The sequence below is a fragment of the Spongiactinospora sp. 9N601 genome, assembly GCF_044326295.1.
Taxonomy (GTDB): Bacteria; Actinomycetota; Actinomycetes; order Streptosporangiales; family Streptosporangiaceae; genus Spongiactinospora; species Spongiactinospora gelatinilytica.
In genome coordinates, this window is sequence record NZ_JBIRBB010000040.1 from 1 (window position 1) to 20,752 (window position 20,752).

A 20,752-nucleotide genomic window follows, 5' to 3' on the forward strand; every position below is an offset into this window, starting at 1 on the left:
GCCTGCGGACCCTGACCGGTTGCGTCACCTGACCTCCCGAGCGCCAATCGAACGTGATCAGCACCATCCAACCGGCAGCAGCGTCCTACGCGCCAACCCGGTGATCGTTTCCGGTCACAGCACTAGCGGTTCCTCTCCGGCCTGGACCACGTCTACTGTGGCCTCCTGCCATTCCGCCCAGGGCGAGCTGGTCTGCCCGGCGACGGCGCGGGCGCGCCAGCGGATCTTCCAGCCATCGGTGAGCATTCCAGCGGGAATCTGGATGATGGCCTGGGTGCTCGACGCGACGTCGTCCACGGCGCCCGCCCAGATCCGGCCGGTGCCTTGCCCTGTCTCGGCGGGGTCGTGTTCGACCTCGAACTCCGCCCGTAGGGTGCCGCCGATGGGGTTGTTCACCTGCGCGAGCAATGCCGGGGTGAGGCTGCTGGTCACTGTTGTACCGTTCACCTGCTTTGACGGATCGACCCGCAGAGCGTCGACTGACGGATCGGAAACCGGGTCCGCCGTGTCGACGGTCAGCGCCTGCCAGTCCGACCACGCCGAGGCGGTTGACGCGGCGGCGTTGACCGCGCGGGCGCGCCAGCGGATTTTCCATCCGTCGGCCAGCTTGCCCGCGGGGACGTTCACCGTGGCCCGGCCGCCGGAGGCGACCGCCGGTGCGGCGCCGACCCAGATCTGACCGGTGCCCTGCCCTGTCGCGGCGGGATCGTGCTCGATCTCGAACTCGCCGGTCAGGTTGCCGCCCGCGGGATCAACGACGGTCGCGGCCAACTGCGGCGTCAGCGAAGTCGTCACCGTGGTGCCATCCACCGTCTGCGTCGGCGTGGCAGCCGGTTGGGACACGGCCGGTTGCGAGGCCGGCCCTCCGGCGATGATGGTCAGCTTTGGCGGCACGTTGAAGTCGACATCCTCCGAGGAGGTGAGCACCCGGAAGTTGTCGACGTCTGCCTCGCCGGGCGACTTGAGCACCAGGCCGTGGTTAGCGGCACCGGCGGCCCAGTCCTGGGCGATGCCGGTGACGTTCCACTCCATGCTGTCCGGCCAGGTGGCGCAGTCCTGGTTGACACCCTTGAAGTTGGTGGAGGCGTCCTCGGTGGTGAAGGTGGGCTTGCCGGCCCAGTACATGTTGTCCGGGCTCCAGGCGCCGGTCAGCCGGGCGACCTGAATGCCGTTGGCCAGCGCCGGACCGCAGCCCTGGGCGTCGATGGTGGTCATCGACAGTCTGGCGTCGGTCACCGTGCTGCCCTGAAGGCTGGTGGTATCGAACTGCAGATGCACCCGGGACTTCGTCCCACCGGCCATGGTGCCAGCGAGCATGTACGGATTGTCCGGAAGCGCGGGCGAGACGTCGGAATCCCGCGTGCTGACATCGACGTCGGCGCCGAGCGGTAGTGTGACCGCCGCAGCCACGCGCACCGGGTAGACGGTGCCGGCATCCGTCAGAAACCCCTGGTCGGGCTTGACCACGAGTTCCGTACGGCTGTTCTTGGTGACCACGTCCGTGCTAGCCGCAACGCGCTTGGCCAGCGGAAGCCGCCCCCTGGCACGGCTGTCCCACATCACCGGCTGCGCCGCCGACGCGATCAGCTTCTTGCCCTTGTCCTTGAGCAGCAGCCGGCCACCCCTGCCCCGCGAGACGGTCAGGTCGCCGGTCTCCACGCCGATGCGGATCTCCAGCGGCTCGCCAGGCCGTTCTCGCAGCACCACGTCGTGCCGAAAGCCGGACGGCAGCACGGTCACCACCAGGTCAGCGCCTTTACCGGCCGCGTTTGAATACGTGGCCACAGCGCCCTTGACCGTCGGTCTGGGAAGCGACGTTGGCCATCGAAGCGCATAGCTCCGGCCGTCGGCGGTTGCCATCTTCGCGAACGGCCTGGTGCCGCCCGTGGAAAAGGCGACGCGGACCTGGTTGGAGAGCGCCTTGGGCTGCAACATCCCGTTCCGCTCGACCAAGGAGGTGTCGATCGGCACCCAAGAATCACCCCGACGTGCCCTGACCGGGCCTGATGCAATCTCCGTCCGGTACGAACGGCCGTCCTTCAGCGCGTACGTGATACTGCTCTCGGTGGTCTCCGCGGGGACCTCGACCTCTTTGGCCCACTGGACCGCCTTGCGAGAGGCCGCAGCGCGAGCCTGGGCCGACGGCACATTCGTGACCGCATGTCCGGACCGGCCAGCCGTCCAATCTGCGGTGTCCATCAGCATCGCGTCATGTCCGTGCGAGGAGGAGTCGGCAGCCACTCTGCCGGTTCCCTCGTCAAACGTCCAGCGCGCAGCCAGAGACGTGCCCGTGCCCACGCTGAAAGACCAGGTGAGTGGGTCCATCACGTTGTCCCACAGGTCGGCGGCGTCGCGCACGTCGGCTGTATAGGTGATCCCGTTGCGCAGCGCATCCTTCGGCGTGAAGGTAAGGATCGTGTTCGTAGGGTCCATGACTGCCGTCCCGTCGACCGGGGCCCCGGTGTCATCCTTGAACGTGAACGCCGCGTCCCAGACTTCCTGGTCGAACGTCACGCGCACGGTCGTATCGACGGGTACCTGCTGCGCGTTCGCCGACGGCGACACGGAGACGACGGTCGGCACAGTGGTGTCCTGGACGTCCGGATCGGGATCGCTCCATTGCGTACCCTCGGCGGGCTGCAGCCTGTCCGTTCCGACTTCGTACGCGGCACGCCTGCTGGCCTCGAGGAGCGCGCTATCGTTCAGGCTGACGGCCGACTGGTCGGTGAGGTCCGCCTCCGGCTCGGCCATGGCCACGGCCTGGTCGTACGTGGGCCAGGTGGTGAAGTCCTCATCGGAGCTGAAAGCGACGCGCACCTTGGGTGCCGGCTCGTAATCGACGAACAGCACCGGGCCGCGTCCGTCGCTACCGGTGTACTGGTCGGAGCGGTACTGGCGCCAGTTGGCGCCGGCGGCGCCCTCGGTGGCGGCGCGGATCATCAGCCCGTGGTCCGGCGTCCCGTTCGCCCACTCCTGCACGATGTGCTGAATCGAGTGGTAAAGCTCGCCACTGCCTGAGCACCCTGCCAGCGTGTCACTGTAACCGCCGGGGGCGACCACTGCGTTGGTGCCCGTGCTGGATGGCTGGTTCGCCCATGTCAAGGTGGAGTAGTGGTAGGCCGAGGTGAGCCGGCGCGCGACGATGCCCACACCCACGGTGGTGCCGCACCCACTAGCGTGGTAGTTCCAGAATCGCAGGTCTGCGTCGTGGATCGTGGCGTAGTCCAGGTCGGTGCCGTTGATCACATATCGCAGATAGGTGCGCCAGAGTTCTCCATCGGCTGACTTCCCTGCCCGGAGCCACGTGAACAGGGTGGCCGAGTTGGGGTACTGGACGCTGGAGACAAAGGTGTCGGAGGAGTCCCCCGCCCCAACCCATTCACCGCTCATCGGCACGACGACCGGGTAGGTCACCGACGGGTCCGCCAGGAAGGCGGCGTCGGGGCTCAGCACTAGCGCGGACTTGCCGGAGGCGTCGGTGGTCACTGAGGTATCCACCTTGCCGATCCTGCCCTGTTCGGGTGCCTCGGCGGCCTTGGCATCGATCGCCTGCGTCGCCAGTGGCGTGCTCTCCGCTGTGCCTTGCGCCGATTTGAGCTGCGGCCGGCCGTCGGCGGCCTTGCTATACGTGCTGCCCTTGGGCAGGGTGACGGGCAGGGTGACCTGGATCGGCCCCCTGGGACGGGTACGCAGCACCACATCCTGGGCGAACCCGTTCGGGCGGGCGGTGAGTACCAGGTCGGCCCCCTCTGCCACCGCGTCCCGGTAGGTGATCTCGTTACCGTCCACGGTCGGCTTAGGCAGCTTGCGGTTCCAGCCGACAGTGACGGTGCCGTCCTTGTCCTTGGCCGTGACCAGGGTGGTGGCGCCCTCGCCGCCGAAGGTTAGCGGGGTCTTGACCAGCTTGGCCGCCAGTGTGCCGTCGTCCTTGGCCACGATCGTGGTGTCGATCGGACGCCAGGACCTCTTGCCGTCCTTGCCTGGGAAGTTCAGTTGCACCGGTTCGGTGCTTAGTTCGGCGTGCAGTGTCTTGCCGTCGGTGTTCGCCCACACCTTCATTGTCTCGGTGTAGCGGGAGGGCAACGGCACGCGTTTGCCGGTCTTGACGGCTTTCGCCGTGGCATCACCCAATACCTTATCCACGTGGAAAGGTATGGCTTTACCTGCCGGAGAATTGGTGTGAGATGGCTGAATCGTAACGGCGGGGGATGGCGTGGCGCCCTCAGCGCTTGCGGGCGCAGCCAGCAACGAGGCGGGTAGCACCAGTACGCATAGCAGGCCAGCGCGGCAGCGTGCCCGGGCGGATAAGCCGGACGCTGGTCGAGGTGTTCTCACTCATAGCCTTTCGGATGAATACGACAAAGCGGAGTTATCATCACATAAGGTACGACTAAAGTAAAGATCGTTTCCTGTAACAGAAAGGGATCCTGAAGGGCCCTGGGCCAAATGACGTCGGCTACATCCGTGACAAGACGAGTCAGTTGAAGGGCGCCAAGCCCGCGATCTGGGCCAATTCCTCAGCGGTCGATTCCCAACCCGCGGGTGGCCGCGCTGTCGAGTCGGCCTTGCTGGTTCCACCAGCGGCGGATGGATTCCACCGCGAACGCGGCGGTGTTGCGGTCGGTACCCACGTTCACTCAGCCGGTATCGCGTCCCAGGTCATACTGACTACCGGCCCGCCGTTTGGCCATGCCCGCAGGCTGAACCCCATCTGCCGTAGCAGCCTGCCCCTACCGGCGCGCTCACTGGATGCCCGGCCTTGCCCGGTTCCTGGGACAAGTCCTGCAGCGACGCGGTGGTCCACCGTAACGGAGAGACCGGACCATCCACTTCCCGCGGCTCGATCAACGACTCCAAGGTCGTGACCATGCCAGGATCACGCTCGTCAGCCGGTTTGCGGCCCTGCACCCGTTCCTGGCTGGCGCGAGGGCTGGATGCGCGACGACGCGGTGACCTACGTCGGCTGCAGCTGATCCATTTATGTGGCTGGCCGCCTCGACAGTGTGACCAGCTACAACCCCCGGCGTCGGCTGCACGCAGACACTGGGGGCATTGCCGACCGTGCATCTGTCGGCACGATGGCGATCAGGTCCGGCGGGGGGCGGCCGAGCCGGTCCAGTGAGGGCACCACGAAGGTGTCGCCTGGCCGCATGTAGTCCAGTGCTGTCCACATTCACTCACAGAGCACATACGGTTCTCGCCTCACACGTCCGAGATTCGGCGAGTCCACGATCCCGCCCGTCCGCACTGCCGGGCCGTCGATCCCTCCAAACCGCCGACGACTGATTCTGATCGGCGGGCCACTGAGCTACAGGAGTTGACACCAGTAGATTCCACATAACCGCCCGCTACCTTTCTGACCCCGTCTATCGGCGCAAAATCTTGCGCAGCTCAACAAGGGCGAATCGCTGCATGCCCCTGCGCCGCGATCTGCACTGCGCCAGCAAGGCACCATCGTCCGCATCGAGGGTCAATAGCGGGAAGCCGTCCCTGCGTTTGTCGGAGGAGAGGCGGGGGTCGGCGAAGACTGCACAACCTTCCTCGTACCCGGACACCCACCATGCCTCGCCGCCGCTCAGGCGGACCTTGTTGATCGGCGCCCCCATCGTCGGTGAACCAGTTGGCGGCGAAACGTTCCAGCGCCGCACGGTCGAACCCCTGGAGCTCGTACCTGGCCCCCCCGCCCGGCCCCCAGCGAGGACAGTTCGGGGCCGTCGAGTGGCCTGCTGGTGACCAGCAGGCGGTACGGACCTCGCGGTGCGAGCGCCCACGAGGCGAGCACGTTCAGCAGCCGGGCCCACCGTTCCGGGTCGGCGATCTCGTCCACCGCGTCGACCAGCAGCAGCCAGCGCACCCCGCGGACGGGCCCCTCCAGCAGGTGGGCGGGGAACTCCGCGGTCAGGTAGGGGCCGAGCTCTGCGGTGACCGCTTCTTCGAGCATGCGCACGGCCGGGCGTTCCAGCCGCGCCGCGAGCCGGCCCGCGGACACGCGCAGCGGCAACACCGGCGAGCCGACCGAGTAGGTGCGATCGCCCTCGTCCCCGCCGTTCAGCCACGCGCCCGCGATGGCGGCGGCCACCCGCAGGGTGACCGTGGACTTGCCCATCCCCGCCCCGCCGAGGAGCATCAGGTGCTCATGGACGTCCATCGCCTCGCGCAGCGAGCGCAGCGGCGCGCTGCCGCGGGATCGTTCCCTCTAGTACTACAGTCATGTTTCGTGATCTAGAGTTGGATCTTGTTGTGGCGTAGCCATCGTTTCCAGTAGTGGCTGCTGCGGGCGCGGGCCTGGTGGGCGCGGCGGTGGTGGGACCATGCCAGCGCATGCTGGAGGGCCTGGGGGCCTGGAGGGCCTGGCCGATGGGGCGGGGGGCGGCGCTGGTCAGACGTGCCAGGAGACGGCGGATCTCGGCTGGAGTGAGGCAGACCAGGCCGCACGGGCTTTTGGGGCGTGCGCGGCGGTGACGGCCAAGTAGGCGTGGGCGAGCATCGCCAAGGTGATGTGCCGGTGCCAGGCATCGAAGCGGCGGACCTGGTACTGGTCCAGACCGACCTCGTTCTTGGCGGACTGGAAGCACTCCTCGACGGCCCAGCGCGAGCCGGCGATGCGCACCAGTTGCTCGATACCGGTCCCCGCAGGGCCGAAGCACAGGTAGTAGGCAAGGCCGGGCTCGCCTTGGTCGCCGGCGGGGTGAGACCGCGGCGTACCAGCAGCCACCGCTGCATACCGCCGGGCCCGCCCAGCTCGTCGCCGGGGTGGGGCGGCAGGGTCGCTATCGCCCAGTCATACAGCCGCGGGCCTTTGGCCCCATCACCGGCCGATAGACGTTTCCACGCCCGCCGGGGGGGGCATCGGCGGTCACCGCGTCGGCCCGTGAGCCGGTGTTGCCGTAGCCGATGCCGGCGCCCAGCGACTGGCTCCGGGGCACCGCGACCACATACCCGATCTTGCGTTTCTCCAGGGAGAGCCGGAACTTGTGATCCTGGCCGCAGGCCTCGTCCGCGGCCACCCAGGAGGCGGGCACGGCGCCGTCCAGCGCCCGGCCCAGCATCACTGTGGCCAGCGCCGGTTTGGTGGCGAACGGCACGTCACCGCCGATGCCGGCCTGCGCGCACCTGGCCCGATCATCGGTCCAGGACTTCGGCAGGTACAACTCCGCATCCAGCAGCACCCGCCCGCGCGGGGTGGCGTAGGCCAGGAACACCCCGAGCTGGCAGTTCTCCACCCGGCCCGCGGTCCCTGAGTACTGCCGTTGCACCCCCGCCGAGGCGGTGCCCTTCTTGATGAACCCGGTCTCGTCCACGATCAACACCCCGCCCGGGTCCCCGAGGTGTTCGACCACGTACTCACGCAGGTCGGCGCGGACATCTCGCGGGTCCCACCGCACGCCGTTCAGCAGCCGCTGCATCCGGTGAGGTTTGGCGTCGCCCGCGGCCTCGGCCAGTTGCCAGCCGTTCTTCCGCTCCACCGGCGCCAGCAGCCCGACCAGGTAGGCCCGCGCCTGCCGCCGCGGTTCCACCCGCCCGAAACGCGCGGCGACCCGCGCGAACAGTTCATCCAGCCCGGCCGCCCAGGACTGGAGATCCTCAGACGTCACCCCATCCGACACAGAGCCCACTATAGATCACGAAACATGACTGTAGTACTAGGCGGCGCACCGACTGGCCCACGGGGTCAGCATGATCGCCGGTGACCCCGTGGTGGCCGGCAGCGGGCGCACGTTCCCCTGGACCGAAAGGCTGTGACGCGGCTGATCTCCGAAGGGGACTCGCTGTTCGCGATCATCAGCCAGACCGTCGTCTCCGCCCACGCGGGCGAGCAGCTACTGCCGTGGTGGGCCGCGCACAACCGGGAGGCCGGATGCGGCCCATCATCCAGCCGACGGTAACCTCCAGCCTGCTCCTACATCTCGCGCATCTCATCCTGCGCACAACGTCGGCCCTCCGCTCCTGCGAAGGGTCAGTGCTCCACGAAGCGCGGCCGTCCGACCCCGATGCACAGCACCGCCTGCGCGACGCAGATCGTGACGAGGAACATCACCGGCATGGACCACGAACCGTTGGTGTCGCGCAGCACGCCGACCGCGAAGGGGCCCGCGGCGGCCAGCAGGTAGCCGACGCTCTGCGCCATCGCCGATAGAGCGGCGGTGTCCGCCGCCGTACGGGTGCGCATGCTGAATAACGCCAGGGTCAGCGGGAAGACGCCCCCGCCGACACCGATGAGAAGCGCCCACAGCCAGGGAAGGTGCCGGGGAAAGAGGAGCAGGCCGAGCAGCCCGGCGATCTGGAGGGCCGTCATCCAGGCGCCCAGTCCCCCCTGCCGGCGCATGCGGACAGCCAGGATCGGGATGGCGAAGTACACCGGCACGCCCACCAGGAGGGCGATGGCCAGCAGGGCGCCCGCCTCACCCGGGGTGAAGCCGGCGTCCAGGTAGATGGTCGGCAGCCAGGCCATCACGACATAGGCGAGCACGGACTGCGTCGCGAAGAGCAGGGTGACGCCCCATGCGACGGGACTGCGCAGCACGCTCGACATCGGCGCGTGCGTTTCGGCCGTCACGGCGCCACGCCGCAACTGGGGAAGCCAGAGCAGGATGGCGGCGGTGGCCGGCACCGCCCAGACGGCGAGGCCACCGCGCCAGCCGCCGAGCAGGTCCCCGGCCGGCACGGTGGCGGCGGCGCCGATCGCCGCCCCCGCCGACAGCGCCGCGCTGTAGGCGCCGGTGACCTCGCCGATGCGCGCCGGAAATTCGACCTTTACGATCACCGGGACGAGCACGTTCCCGGCCGCGATTCCCGCGCAGGCCACGAACGTCCCGGCGAGCAGCGCGAACTCTCCGCCGGTCACGCGGAGCAGCAGGCCGGCCAGCAGTACGGCCAGTGCGGCCCCGAGCCCGGCCTTTGCGCCCAGCGGCCGGATGAGCCAGGGCGTCGCGAAGGCGACGACGCCGAAGCACACGACCGGCAGGGTCGCCGTCGTCGCCGCGGCGACGGTGGACAGAGCGAGATCAGAGCGCACCTGGTCGAGTACGGCAGCGAGGCTCGTCACCGCGATCCGAAGGTTCAGGGCGATGAGCACGACACCTGCCAGCACCAGCAAGGACCGCCGCAGTCCATGCGCCCGCCGCGTCCTGCCTGCGGGGTGGAGGACCGGAGGCACGGGAGATTCCGAAGGGGGCCCGGCGGACCCGTGGCGTGGGCCCATCACGCCCCGGGAACCGGCTGGGCGGCCGCGGCGGAGCGGGCGTCCGTCGCGATGATCTCGCGCACGGCGTCCACGGCGGTGGTGAAGAGGGGGACAGCGGAAGGGGCCTCGCCGGTGCGTATGGCGTCATCGCTCCACATCATCACGACGCTGCCGGTACGCACTCCGAGCACGGTGCCGACGATGAACACGGCGGCGGTCTCCATCTCCGAGCACAGCGCCCCGCCCCGCCGCCAGACCTCGAAGCGCTGGGTCAGGACGGGCGCGAGTGGCATCCGCTCCGGCTCCATCTCGCCGTAATAGGAGTCTTTGGTATGCGCCGGGCCGCACGTGTACGGTACGCCGGTGCGCTCCGCGGCCCGCCTGAGCGCGAGCACGACGTCGATCGTCGCCACGGCGGGAAACTCGATGGGCAGATACTGCCTGGTGGTGCCCTCGTCGCGAATCGCGCTGGTGAGGACGGCCAACTCGCCGTTGCCGGTGCCGGAGCGCATCGAGCCCGACACCCCGATCCGGATCATCGTGCCGACCCCGAGCGCGGCCAGTTCCTCCACGGCCAGCGCCGTGGAGGGCCCGCCCACCCCTGTCGAGGTCACGACCACGCGCTCGCCGCCGAGCGTGCCGCGCCAGGTCTCGAACTCGCGGTTGCGGGCGACGAACTCGGCCCCGTCCAAGTGCGCGGCGATCGAGGCCACGTGGTCGGGGCTGCCGGGCAGCAGGGCGTACCGCCCCACGTCGCCAGCTCGAAGGTGCAGGTGATGGGCGATCTTGTCGGTCGTCATCCGGGTCCTTCCATCCGTCATTGGCGACGATAGATTGCCATACTCTGCAGACGTTCGTCACTATTGACACACAAGGACACGCCTCCTACCGTTCCGGCAACGGCCCTGACGAAGAGGAGGCGATCGTGCGGCACACGCCAGCGATGGAGTCCGCAGTGCTGGCGTTCGTGAGCGATCACCAGGGGCCGGTGGGAGCCCGAGCCGTCGCTCAGCACCTGCGAAAACACGGCTTTGACGTCAGCGAGTCGACCGTCAGCCGGTTGCTCAGCGACCTCGACGAACGGGCCCTCACACAGTCACTGGGAAGAAAGGGGCGAATCCTCACCGAGGAGGGCAGCCGGGTGGCCGCCAACCAGCAGTTGGACAGGCGGCGGGAGTCGTACTTCGCCGACGCCCTCATCCTGCGCGATGTCCACGACCTGCTCGACCATCTCGCCGGCAGGCGGGGGATCGAGCGGGAGGCCGCACGGGCCGCCGCGCTGCGGGCCCGGCCAGAGGAGGTCACGCGCCTTCGCGCGATGGTCGAATCCGACCCGGCGGCGCGCTGGCGCGAACGACTCGCCTTCCACAAGACGATCGGCGACGCCTCGCACAACAAGCAGATCCAGGCGATCACCACGACACTCTTCGACGAGCGGCTCGACCCCCTCGAACGGCTGCTCATCATGATCGGAATCAAGCAGGACGCGCTGCTCCGGTGGGACCGGGAGCACCGCGACATCGTCGCCGCCATCTCCGACCGGGACGCCGACGGCGCCGAGCGACTCATGGTCGTCCACCTCGACGGGATGATCCACGAAACCGAGCAATTCGCAAACAGCGGAAACGCTCATGTCATCCACACGCTGCTCGCGGAAATCGATCTCGCGTAGAGCGCTAGCCCCATTCACCACACAGCGATCACGACGACGACAGTTCTCGGGAGCACGAATGGCTCATATCTGCAGGCCGTCCGGCCTTGACCGGCGCTCTTTCCTCCGGATGGCTGGCCACGGCGCGGCCATGGTGGCGGCCGGCGCGGCCGTCACCTCGCTGGCCGGCTGCGGCAGTGGGGAGACCGCGGCCCAGGCGAGCCGGTTCTCGGTGAAGCTCGCATGGATTCCCAACGTGGAGTACACGGGCATCTTCGTCGGCGCCGAGGGCGGGTTCTACACCAAGCAGGGGCTCAGTGTGGACGTGCTCCCCGGCGGGCCGAACTCCGCGGTCGTGCCAATGGTCACCACCGACCGCGTCAACATCGGCATCGAGGCCATCCCGGAGAACGTCGCCACGGCCGTCAGCGGGGGGTCGAAGCTGAAGATCGTCGGTGCCGGGCTGCAGAAGAGCCCGGAGTGCTGGGTGTCGCTGGCCGACAGGCCGGTCAAGAGCCCAAAGGAGATCGAGGGCAAGAAACTCGGCATCACGCTGGCCGGGAAGAACACCGCTTTGGTCTTCATGAAGCGCAACGGCGTCGACACCGACAAGGTGACGCTGGTCCCGATCCAGTTCGACCCGGCCCCCCTGGCCGCCCGCGAGGTAGACGCCATCTGGGGGTTCGCCTCCAACCAGCCCGTGGCGCTGGCGTTGCGCGGGGTCGAGACGCATGTGATGCCGATGGCCGACTACGGGTTCAACCGGATGCAGAGCGTCTTCTTCGTCTCCCAGCGGACGCTGGACGACCCCGCCGCGCGTGAGAACGCCCGCAGGTTCATGACGGCGAGCAGGCAGGGCTGGGAGGCGGCGCTGAGGGATCACAGGGCGGCCGTCGACGTGATCGTCAACAAGTACGGCGCCAACCTCGGCCTCAAGCACGAGGAGCAGATGAAGTCGCTGGCCGCTATCGCGCCGTACGTCGCCGCCGCCCCAGGGGGCAAGGGCCTCTTCGGGATGCCGGACGCGCTGATCGAAGAGACGATCACGAGCCTGCGCAGCATCGGGATCAAGGCCGACGAGTCGTTGTTCACCAACGAGTTGCTCGAAGGATGAGCCGCACCATGCCGGAAGAGAAGACACTGTTGCAACCGGCGGCCACGGGCTCGCCCGCCTCCGCCGGGATTCACACCGAGGGCCTGAACAAGACCTTCGCCGCCAAGGGCGGGTCGGTCGAGGCGCTTCGCGACTTCACCTTCGAGTCCCGCCGCGGCGAGTTCGTCGGGCTGCTCGGCCCGTCCGGCTGCGGGAAGTCCACGGTCCTGCGGGTGCTGGCCGACCTGGAGGCGCCGAGCGGCGGGACGGTCACGGTCCACGGCCGCACGCCGCGCGAACTGCGCGAAGGACACAGCCTCGGCATCGCCTTCCAAGACGCCGGCCTGCTGCCCTGGCGGAGCGTCGCGGCCAACATCCGGCTCCCGCTGGAGGTGGCGGGCCGCAGGGACGATGACGCGGTCGCCGAACTGATCCGGCTGGTCGGCCTCACCGGGTTCGAGAAGGCCCGTCCGTCCCAGTTGTCCGGAGGCATGCGTCAGCGTGTGTCGCTCGCCCGGTCCCTTGTCACCGAGCCCGACCTGCTGCTTCTCGACGAGCCCTTCGGCGCGCTGGACGACCTGACCCGGCAGCGGCTCAACTTCGAGCTCCAACGAATCTGGGCCGAGCGGGGTACGACCACCGTGCTGGTCACGCACGGCATCGGCGAGGCGGTTCTGCTCTCGGACACGGTTGTCCTGATGTCGCCGCGCCCTGGAACGATCCTGGAGGTCGTCCGAGTCGATCTGCCGAGGCCGCGTACCCGCGAGATCCTCCAGGACCGCGCCTTCCACGCCCTGTGCGACGAACTCTCAGAGAAACTGTTCGCCGGTAACCGAGACGGGCGCGGCAACAAGAACGGGCACGCTGACGAGGAGTCCGGGTGATCGTCTCCGTGGTCGCCTCCGCCCGGCCGCTCGCCGCACGCCTGCGGCACGCCGTCCCCCCGCTGCTGACCGTTGCGGTGCTGTTGCTGGCCTGGCAGGCGGTGGCGCTGAGCGGTCTCGGCGCGCTGGTCCCGTCCCCCGCCGAGGTACTCGAGCAGATGCGGGACGACGTCGGCTACTACCAGCCGAACGCCGCCGTCACGATGTCGTCCGCGTTCCAGGGCTACGTCTGGGGCAATGGCATCGCGATCGTCCTCGCCCTGTGCGCGCTCCCGTTCCCGCGCGTGCAGGCGATGGTCGAGCGGGTGGCCGTCGGAGCGATCGCGCTGCCGCTGATCGCCGTCGCCCCACTGCTCGCGATCGCGTTCCGCGGCGACACCCCGAGCGTGATCCTCGCGGCGCAGGCCGTGGTCTTCACCACCCTGGTGGCCGCCATCCTCGGCCTCAACAGTGTGGACCGGACCTCGGTCGACGTCGTGCGCGCCTCCGGCGGCTCGGAATGGACGGTGATCCGCAGGGTACGGCTGCCCGCCGCGATCCCGAGCCTCGTCGGCGGCCTCCAGGTCGCGGCGCCCGCCGCCATCCTCGGCGCGATCATCGGCGAGTACATGGGCGGCGCGCAGGGCCTTGGCGTCGCGATGATCCAGGCCCAGGGCGCCTTCGACATCCCCCGCGCCTGGGGGCTGGCCATCGTGACGTCGATCCTAGCCGCAGTGGCCTTCCTTGTCCTGCCGCTGGTCGTGCGGACGGCGCTGCCGTGGACCCGTTCGATGGACACCATTCTCGGCGCGCGCCCGTCCCGCCGCAGGCGGCGGGACGGGCGCGCGGGCGCACGGCTGCTGCGTGCCGTACTCGCGGTCGCCGGAACCCTCATGGGGGTGGCGGCCTGCTGGTGGCTGCTCGCCCTGGTGGTGCCGGGCGGCGGCGCCGTCGCCCGGGGCCCAGTGGAAGTGGTCTCCTACTTCCTCACCGGCGACACCCAACTGGTCACCGCCTCCGGCGAGCCGGAGGAGCCGCTGCCGTACATGCTCTCGTCGCTGCTGCGCACCGTCGGCGACGCTGGCGTCGGGTTCGTGGTCGGGCTCGTCCTCGCCGTGACGATGGCCGTGCTGGCGCACGAGTACCCGGTGATCGAGCGGGTTCTGATGCCCGTCTCGATCGCTCTGCGATCCATCCCAATCGTGGCCGCGATGCCGCTGCTGGCGCTGATGTTCGGCCGGGGAATCCTGGCCGTGACCGTCCTGATCGCGGTGATGACGTTCTTTCCCATCCTGGTCAACGTCCTGCTCGCCATGCGGGCGGTGCCGCGGAGCGCGATGGACCTGCTCACCGCGGTTGGAGCCGGACGGTGGCAGCGAATGGCGAAGCTGCTCATGCCGTACGCGCTGCCCGCCCTGCTGGCCTCGGTGAAGGTGGCGCTGCCGCTGTCCATCGGCGCGGCCATGGTGGCGGAGTGGCTCGCGACGGGCCACGGGCTCGGCGCCTCGATGACCGTCGCCGCGACGCTGTCGGACTACAACTTCGTCTGGGGCGGCGTCGCCGTCGTGCTGCTCGCCTCGCTGCTGGCTTACCACCTCGCCGGTGCGCTGGAGGACGCAGCGCTCAGCCGCCTGGAGTGACCGGCGGCCCAGATGCAGAGATTCAGAAACACCGCAACGTGAGAAGGCGAACCATGGCAAGAATCATCCTGTCCAACGTCCGTGTGAACGGCGTGGGCGACCCGCAGGTCGTCACCGTCGCCGACGGAAGGATCCGCTCCGTCGGCCGCGAGACCCCGGCCGACCTCGGCCCCGCCGACCACATCGAGGACCTCGGCGGGCAGATCGTCCTCCCCGGCTTCGTCGACGGCCACGCCCACGCTGACAAGAGCCTGTGGGGCGAACCGTGGGTCCGGCGCACCTCCGAGCCGATCAACATGAACCAGATGTTCGACGACACGCTGAAGCAGTGGGCGGACACCGCGACCCCCGTCGCCACGCGGGCGCGCGCCTTCCTCGACAAGTGCGTGACATACGGCTCGACGTCCATTAGGACCTTCGCCGACGTGGCGCCCGAGATCGGCCTGTCCGGTGTGCACGGCCTGCTCCAGGTCCGCGAGGAGATGGCCGGGCTCGCCGATCTGACGATCGTGGCGTTCCCCCAGCTCGGTCTGCTGCGTAAGCCCGGCACCGCCGAACTGCTCGAACAGGCGTTGCGCGACGGGGCCGACGCCATCGGCGGCCTCGACCCCGCGGGCGTGGACGGCGATGCCGCCCGCCAGCTCGACATCGTCTTCGGCCTCGCCGAGCGGTACCAGGTGCCGGTCGACTTTCACCTGCACGAGTCCGGCGAACTGGGCGTCTGGCTCATCGAGCGGATCGCCGAGCGAGTCAAGGCGCTCGGCATGCAGGGCAAGGTCAGCCTGTGCGACGTGTTCAGCCTGGCCGAGCCGTCGCCCGAGCAGTTCGCGCGCCTCGGCTCGGCGCTCGCCGGCGCGGACATCGCCGTCGCCGTAGGCGTCCACGGGCTGCTACCGGTGCCCGACGTCAAGGCCCTGCACGCGATGGGCGTGCGGATGTGTCTCGGGTCCGACTCCGCTCGCAGCCTGTGGTCGCCGTGGGGAGAGGGCGACATCCTCGCCCGCGCGATGTTCATGGCCTACAAGTGCTACTGGCGCACGGACGACGACCTGGAGTTCGCGCTGAACATGGGCACGACGCTGGGCCGCGAAGCGCTGGGCTGTGCGCCGTGCGCCGTCTCTCCCGGCGACGTCGCCGACCTCGTGGTCCTGCCGGGCGAGGCGCTCGGCGAGATCGTCGTCGAGCCCCCGCGGCGGACGCTCGTCATGAAGGCCGGAAAGATCGTCGCGCGCTCCGGCGCCCTCGTATCCTCCCGCTGACCACCCCACAGTGCTGAGGTACACGTGACCCCCCTCTATCTCGACTGCGACACCGGCGTGGACGACGCGCTCGCGCTCGCCCTGCTCCTCGCCAGCCCCGAAGTGGAACTGGCCGGGGTGGGCACGGTGAACGGGAACACCGGCGCGCGGCAGGCCGCCGTCAACACCCTGGCCCTGCTGACGCTGGCCGGTCGGACCGAGATCCCCGTCGCGGTCGGCGCCGCCAACGCCGGTGCCGCCGTACCGCACATCCACGGCGGGAACGGGCTCGGCGACGTGCGGCTGCCGCACCCGCTGCAGCGCCCGACCGCGGAGAGCGCGGCCGACCTGCTGATCCGGCTCTCCCTCAGGCACACCGGCCGGCTGCACGTCCTGGCCGTCGGCCCGCTCACCAACCTCGCCGTCGCGCTCGACCGCGACGGCACCCTGCCCGAGCGCGTCGCGGGCGTGACGATCATGGGCGGCGCGGCGCGCAGCCCCGGCAACATCACGGCGGTGGCCGAGGCGAACATCGGCAACGATCCCGAATCCGCCCGGCGGGTGTTCGCCGCCCCCTGGGAGATCACCCTGGTCCCCCTGGACGTCACCCTGGACAATCGGCTGGAGGAGGACGACCGGCGGCGGCTGGCCGCGGCCCCGCGCCCCCTGGCGCGGACGCTGGGTCTGATCCTCGACCACTACTTCGACTTCTACATGTCCGTGTACGGGCGGCGGTGCGCCGCACTGCACGACCCGCTCGCCGCCGCCGTCGTCATCGGCTGCGTCGAACCGCTCCTCGCCCCGCGCGTGTCCGTCGTCATCGATGACACGAATGGCCCGGGGCGCGGGCAGACCATCTGCGACCTGCGCGGCCGGTACCTGGGCTATCCGGATCAACCGGATGCGCACAGCCGGGTCGTCCTGTCCACGAAGGAACCCCTGGCCCCGATCCTGATGGAGCGCCTGCTCACCCTGTAGGCCCGGCAGCCGACGACAAGGAACCGAGGAATGAACGACGCACTGACGGTCGTCGGCGGTATCAACGTCGATCTCGTCGCGCGCATGCCGGAACTGCCGACACCCGGCGTCACCGTGGGGCATGGGGTGTTGTCGCGGCACCCCGGCGGCAAGGGCGCGAACCAGGCCGTGGCGGCGGCCCGGCTGGGCGGCCGGGCCAGGCTCGTAGGCGCCGTCGGCGACGACGAGGGCCCTCAGATCCTCGCGCGGATGGTGGAGCTCGGCGTGGACGTGTCCGAGGTACGGACCGTTCCCGGGGCCACTGGTACCGCGCTGATCACGGTGGACGCGTCCGGCGAGAACCAGATCGCGGTCTGCCCGGGGGCCAACGCCCGGATCGACCTGACGGGGGTGGAGTTCGCCCCCGGCGAGGCGGTGCTCACCCAACTGGAGATCGACCTGCACATCGTGCTGGACCTCGCCGAACGGGTCAGGGGCTTCTTCGCGCTCAACGCGTCGCCCGCGATGCCGCTGCCGGAGGCCCTGCTGAGTCGGGCCGACCTGGTCATCGTCAACCAGACGGAATACGCCGCCATGCCGGCGCTACGGTCGGCCCGCCTCGTCACGGTCACCTACGGTCCGCGCGGCGCGGCCATGTTCCGCCACGGGACCGAGGTGGCCAAAGCCGACTCGCCTCGGGTCCGCGCGGTCAGCAGTGTCGGCGCCGGCGACGCGTTCAGCGCCGCGCTGGTACTCGCGCTCGGCCGCGGCCTGCCGTACGGGCGGGCGCTCGGCGTCGCCTGCGCGGTGGGAGCCGCCGCGGTCCGCGACGCGGCCTCGCAGCCCCCACTCGAACCACTCGACCACTACGCCGGCCAGATCGGGCCGGCGTAGAACCACAGGTCCTCCCAGGGGCCGGCGATGGGGCTCCGGGCGCCCACTGTATCGACGGCTCCCCGGGAGCGGCGGGCGCTGCGCCCCCTGCTGCGGCAGACTTGCGCCTTCGACAACGACAGCGGGAGCCGAGGTCGTCGACCGCAGGACCCGGGAGTATCACTCTAGGTGTGGAAATGATCGCCAAACGTAGATGGAACCGTAGAACGATCATTGACCATCTCGGAGGAGAACACGATCATGACCATCACACGAGGGAGATCCACCCTGGCCGCGTTGGAACCACACCGCCACGACAACGGCACGGCACCGCTGGAGACGGCCACTCACCAAGACGGACGCCACCACCCATCCGACATCGCCCAGCAGCCGGTACCACTGCGGGAACTGCTCGGCGATCAGGTCTTGGACCTGCTGCTGGAACGCTCACGCGACGGCGAGGGCGGGCTGCGCCTCGCGGCTATGGCAAGCACGAGGTCGCCGGCCACGGCTCGGGCGACTCCCGCAACGGCAAGATCGGCAAGGCGGTGGAGACCGGCGTCCAATTGGGGCGTTCGTGGTCACCAGCGCAGACGTCGCTGAGGTCACGGAACGGGCCGATGCCCCCTGCGGCGGGCCCGCGCCCACGTCCGGCAGGCCACCATCGGGTACAACGGTCCCGATCAGATCAGGCTGGCGAGCACCCCGGCCATCGCTCTCTAACACTCGCGGACCGCGTCTGTCTTGCCCAGCCGCGCTCCCGCCTGATCGCTCCCAGGTGACGTGTCTCAGGCATGCGAATCCTCATGGACCGGCGGCCCCAGTGAACCATCCGGCCGCGCGGAAAAGATCGAGCTCCGTGGCCGATCGATCACGGGGCTCTCCGCGTCTGACGCTTCCTCCGCATGCGTCTCGGCCATGAAATCCCCCGGTCGGTTCCGCGATGTACTCGGGCTCCGGGTACTCCGGCAGTATCGGATACGTGCGCCGAGGCTCAGTTCGGCGTGCTCGGCGTGCTGGCCAGTAGGGAGCCGGGTGTGCCCGGTGGTACCGCCTCGACCCGTGCGCTCGGCGCAGCGCGTCGCCGTCGGCCTTGAGGTCCTCGTTGTCGATGCGCAACACCACTCCGTCGATGATCGTGACGGTCCGCTCGTGATGGGAGCTGCGCGTCAGCTCATTCTGGCTGCCGGTCAAGACTCAACCGCGCTACACGTCAGTGCGGTCGGCGTGAACGACCACAACCGGCTTGCCCCCAGCCCGCTTTCGAGCGTCCGCGAAAGCTTTACCATTTTCCGACTTCGGCGCTGCAGAAGACTCAGCGAATTCGATACTATAAATTGTCACCTCCACGTCTTTCCATTTATCTGATTGTAGTTCGACATAATCATTCGATTCGCGTTTGGCCACATTCCACCCACGGCTTACCAGGGAAGCCGTAGCTCTCTCCAGTACCGCCTTGGAGTTGGGAGCGTCCACGGCAAGGACAAGGGCCTCAAGCGGGGCGTCGCCCCGGTGGGTCCTTTGATGTAGTACTACCCCAATGCTGTTGACGTCTTTTATTACCGCAGGCGCCACTCGCAAATCAGCCGATTGTAGGCAGCTTGAAACCAGAGGCACCAGCGAAGATGCGATTGCAAGGCGGGCCAGCGCCTTAAGTGAAGCCATCGGATTATTCCATTCACCCGGTAGAGGGGTTAGCTATACATAGCGCCGGCCCGATCGAGCCGTCAGCCAGCACATTGGTTCTTTACGCATCGCCAGAATTCATGGGTGGAATGCCAAACCCACCCGCCCACCTTTCTATTGGTGCCATATATCGCTTCATAACGCTGGCGGGCATTATGTGCACCTTTATATCCTCGAAAGCCGGCCTTCCACCTCTTGGCAAATTGCGTACTTTCCTTTCCCGCGCAGAAGCAATAGGCGATCGTCGCCTGCCACCAGGTGATACCCTTTCCATCGATACGATAGTTCTCCTTCACAAATTTGAGACGCATGGCCGCTACTTTAATTGCCTCGCCTGGGTTCGATACAAGCCATTTTGCTATCGTCTTATTGTCCCACATTCTGACTTTCTTGTACATCGACCGGTCATAAAACCATGCCAGATGCTTGATCTCCCGGGTTTCCACCTGGCTGATCCCGAAGCCTTTGTTCTCATCATCGCCAAAAAATTCTTGCAGCGACCCCCGCCAAGAACCCATGTTTCGGGTCTCCTCCGGCACGGCTGATCTCAAAGATAAGGACGGCCGTGAGCGCCTCTCTATTCACTCTCTGGTCGCGGACCGCTGCATCGATTTCGTCGGCGTACTCAATGAGACATTCATATGTCTTGAGATATTTGTACCCAGCACGTGATGACTTGGCGAGTCTTGAACTGGTATAGGCCTGCCTGCCGCCACTAGTGGTGACATTCTTTGGGTTGAAGCTTTTGAGCCCGCCGACGCTTACCCATAGGAGCGCAAGTTGCTCACCGGTGAATAGCACCGACCATTGTTGCATGTATTTGTTCTGCACCTTGGCACTGGCATCCCAGAAGTTCGGCTGGTCTACCTGCCGGCCGTTAGGCATGTACTCATAACCGAGGCGTTCGACTTCCTCATCGGAGAGAAGCCCTCGTTCGTAGTCGAAGCCTGGGGAGTTGACGTGGGCGGACCACCAACTCGAGAATTCGTTGGTTTCTGCGCCGGATTGATCGACACACTCCGCCTCGCACGCGTGATCCACCCCGGCAGACAGCGGCTCAGCCTCACCGATCTGCTGAGCCGGCATGGTCTCACCCAGCAGATCAACATTCTGGTTCCCGGGCATCAACCACATCGGGCGCTGTGGGACACCGCCGGAGTCGCATTGCTGCTGCCCGACTTGATCCGGCAACTCCCCGGCGAAGGCACCCTGTCGTTCAGCGCCTTGAAGAAGATCGCCGGTTTGCCCGTGAACGACGAGAGGAACTCGATCGAACAGCAGCTTCATCTGGAGTTCTGAGTGCTTTTGTCCCCAGAGTCGCCTGTGTCCGGCGGCATCGCACTGGGCCCGATCGTCGGCGGACTGCTCCTCGAAGCCTTCTGGTGGGGATCGGTGTTCCTCATCAACGTGCCCGTCATCGTGCTGCTCCTGGCGCTCACACCCCGGCTCGTCCCCGAGTACCGAAGCCCGGCATCGTCGCGGCTGGACGTGCTGAGCGTCCTGCTCTCCTTCGCCGCCATCCTGCCGATCGTCTGGGCGATCAAGACCGCCGCCGAGGAGCTCGCCC

Annotated in this window: 14 protein-coding genes and 3 pseudogenes; 9 read left to right on the forward strand and 8 right to left on the reverse strand. The window is 68.1% G+C overall.

What is annotated here, in order from left to right; all coding sequences use genetic code 11:
- Positions 1 to 114: 114 nt before the first annotated feature.
- The 4 genes and pseudogenes from ACH34R_RS43455 to ACH34R_RS43470 form a co-directional block, all read right to left on the reverse strand.
- Entirely contained in the window at positions 115 to 4,143 is a 4,029-nt protein-coding gene (locus tag ACH34R_RS43455) for a DNRLRE domain-containing protein (protein ID WP_397567490.1), read from the reverse strand.
- A 389-nt stretch (positions 4,144 to 4,532) separates the two neighbouring features.
- Positions 4,533 to 4,902, reverse strand: a pseudogene (locus ACH34R_RS43460) (hypothetical protein); the annotation flags it as partial.
- A 673-nt stretch (positions 4,903 to 5,575) separates the two neighbouring features.
- Complete coding sequence (locus tag ACH34R_RS43465; protein ID WP_397567491.1) at positions 5,576 to 6,148, reverse strand: hypothetical protein; 573 nt, start codon at positions 6,146 to 6,148, stop codon at positions 5,576 to 5,578.
- A gap of 231 nt (positions 6,149 to 6,379) precedes the next feature.
- Positions 6,380 to 7,595, reverse strand: a pseudogene (locus ACH34R_RS43470) (IS701 family transposase).
- A gap of 144 nt (positions 7,596 to 7,739) precedes the next feature.
- Here ACH34R_RS43470 and ACH34R_RS43475 point away from each other — a divergent pair.
- Positions 7,740 to 7,886 carry a hypothetical protein gene (locus ACH34R_RS43475; RefSeq protein WP_397567493.1) on the forward strand — a complete coding sequence of 49 codons (147 nt, stop codon included), beginning with the start codon at positions 7,740 to 7,742 and terminating at the stop codon, positions 7,884 to 7,886.
- A 71-nt stretch (positions 7,887 to 7,957) separates the two neighbouring features.
- On the opposite strand, the gene ACH34R_RS43480 is transcribed toward ACH34R_RS43475, so the two are convergent.
- Together ACH34R_RS43480 and ACH34R_RS43485 are read right to left on the reverse strand one after the other, a co-directional pair.
- The gene (locus ACH34R_RS43480; RefSeq protein WP_397567506.1) at positions 7,958 to 9,091 is read right to left on the reverse strand and encodes an MFS transporter; all 1,134 of its coding nucleotides are present in this window, start codon (positions 9,089 to 9,091) and stop codon (positions 7,958 to 7,960) included.
- A 110-nt stretch (positions 9,092 to 9,201) separates the two neighbouring features.
- Positions 9,202 to 9,984 (reverse strand): nucleoside phosphorylase, encoded by a 783-nt coding sequence (locus tag ACH34R_RS43485; RefSeq protein ID WP_397567494.1) that lies wholly within the window; start codon positions 9,982 to 9,984, stop codon positions 9,202 to 9,204.
- Positions 9,985 to 10,109: 125 nt separating this feature from the next.
- Here ACH34R_RS43485 and ACH34R_RS43490 point away from each other — a divergent pair, with 125 nt between their 5' ends.
- The 7 genes from ACH34R_RS43490 (at position 10,110) to ACH34R_RS43520 (ending at position 17,520) form a co-directional block, all read left to right on the forward strand.
- Entirely contained in the window at positions 10,110 to 10,856 is a 747-nt protein-coding gene (locus tag ACH34R_RS43490) for an FCD domain-containing protein (protein WP_397567495.1), read from the forward strand.
- A 109-nt stretch (positions 10,857 to 10,965) separates the two neighbouring features.
- Positions 10,966 to 11,949, forward strand: coding sequence for an ABC transporter substrate-binding protein (locus tag ACH34R_RS43495; protein ID WP_397567496.1), 984 nt, complete (start codon positions 10,966 to 10,968; stop codon positions 11,947 to 11,949).
- A gap of 8 nt (positions 11,950 to 11,957) precedes the next feature.
- On the forward strand, positions 11,958 to 12,812 hold the full coding sequence (locus ACH34R_RS43500) for an ABC transporter ATP-binding protein (protein ID WP_397567497.1): 855 nt from the start codon (positions 11,958 to 11,960) through the stop codon (positions 12,810 to 12,812).
- Complete coding sequence (locus tag ACH34R_RS43505; protein WP_397567498.1) at positions 12,809 to 14,431, forward strand: ABC transporter permease; 1,623 nt, start codon at positions 12,809 to 12,811, stop codon at positions 14,429 to 14,431. The genes ACH34R_RS43500 and ACH34R_RS43505 overlap by 4 nt, the downstream gene beginning before the upstream one ends.
- 53 nt (positions 14,432 to 14,484) lie before the next feature.
- The gene (locus tag ACH34R_RS43510; protein WP_397567499.1) at positions 14,485 to 15,690 is read left to right on the forward strand and encodes an amidohydrolase; all 1,206 of its coding nucleotides are present in this window, start codon (positions 14,485 to 14,487) and stop codon (positions 15,688 to 15,690) included.
- 24 nt (positions 15,691 to 15,714) lie between these two features.
- Positions 15,715 to 16,647 carry a nucleoside hydrolase gene (locus ACH34R_RS43515; RefSeq protein ID WP_397567500.1) on the forward strand — a complete coding sequence of 311 codons (933 nt, stop codon included), beginning with the start codon at positions 15,715 to 15,717 and terminating at the stop codon, positions 16,645 to 16,647.
- A 30-nt stretch (positions 16,648 to 16,677) separates the two neighbouring features.
- On the forward strand, positions 16,678 to 17,520 hold the full coding sequence (locus tag ACH34R_RS43520) for a PfkB family carbohydrate kinase (protein ID WP_397567502.1): 843 nt from the start codon (positions 16,678 to 16,680) through the stop codon (positions 17,518 to 17,520).
- Between the two features lie 1,706 nt (positions 17,521 to 19,226).
- Here the strand turns inward: ACH34R_RS43520 and ACH34R_RS43525 are convergent.
- The gene (locus ACH34R_RS43525) at positions 19,227 to 19,703 is read right to left on the reverse strand and encodes a hypothetical protein (RefSeq protein WP_397567504.1); all 477 of its coding nucleotides are present in this window, start codon (positions 19,701 to 19,703) and stop codon (positions 19,227 to 19,229) included.
- Entirely contained in the window at positions 19,660 to 20,472 is an 813-nt protein-coding gene (locus tag ACH34R_RS43530) for a hypothetical protein (protein ID WP_397567505.1), read from the reverse strand. The genes ACH34R_RS43525 and ACH34R_RS43530 overlap by 44 nt, the downstream gene beginning before the upstream one ends.
- 12 nt (positions 20,473 to 20,484) lie before the next feature.
- Here ACH34R_RS43530 and ACH34R_RS43535 point away from each other — a divergent pair.
- Positions 20,485 to 20,752: pseudogene (locus ACH34R_RS43535) on the forward strand (hypothetical protein); the annotation flags it as partial.

Excerpts from the sequence above, each read along its gene's own strand:
- ACH34R_RS43525 (WP_397567504.1), bottom strand. The coding sequence starts at position 19,703 with ATGGGTTCTTGGCGGGGGTCGCTGCAAGAATTTTTTGGCGATGATGAG.
- ACH34R_RS43510 (WP_397567499.1), top strand. The coding sequence starts at position 14,485 with ATGGCAAGAATCATCCTGTCCAACGTCCGTGTGAACGGCGTGGGCGAC.
- ACH34R_RS43465 (WP_397567491.1), bottom strand. The coding sequence starts at position 6,148 with ATGGACGTCCATGAGCACCTGATGCTCCTCGGCGGGGCGGGGATGGGC.
- ACH34R_RS43495 (WP_397567496.1), top strand. The coding sequence starts at position 10,966 with ATGGCTGGCCACGGCGCGGCCATGGTGGCGGCCGGCGCGGCCGTCACC.
- ACH34R_RS43520 (WP_397567502.1), top strand. The coding sequence starts at position 16,678 with ATGAACGACGCACTGACGGTCGTCGGCGGTATCAACGTCGATCTCGTC.
- ACH34R_RS43530 (WP_397567505.1), bottom strand. The coding sequence starts at position 20,472 with ATGAAGCTGCTGTTCGATCGAGTTCCTCTCGTCGTTCACGGGCAAACC.
- ACH34R_RS43485 (WP_397567494.1), bottom strand. The coding sequence starts at position 9,984 with ATGACGACCGACAAGATCGCCCATCACCTGCACCTTCGAGCTGGCGAC.
- ACH34R_RS43500 (WP_397567497.1), top strand. The coding sequence starts at position 11,958 with ATGCCGGAAGAGAAGACACTGTTGCAACCGGCGGCCACGGGCTCGCCC.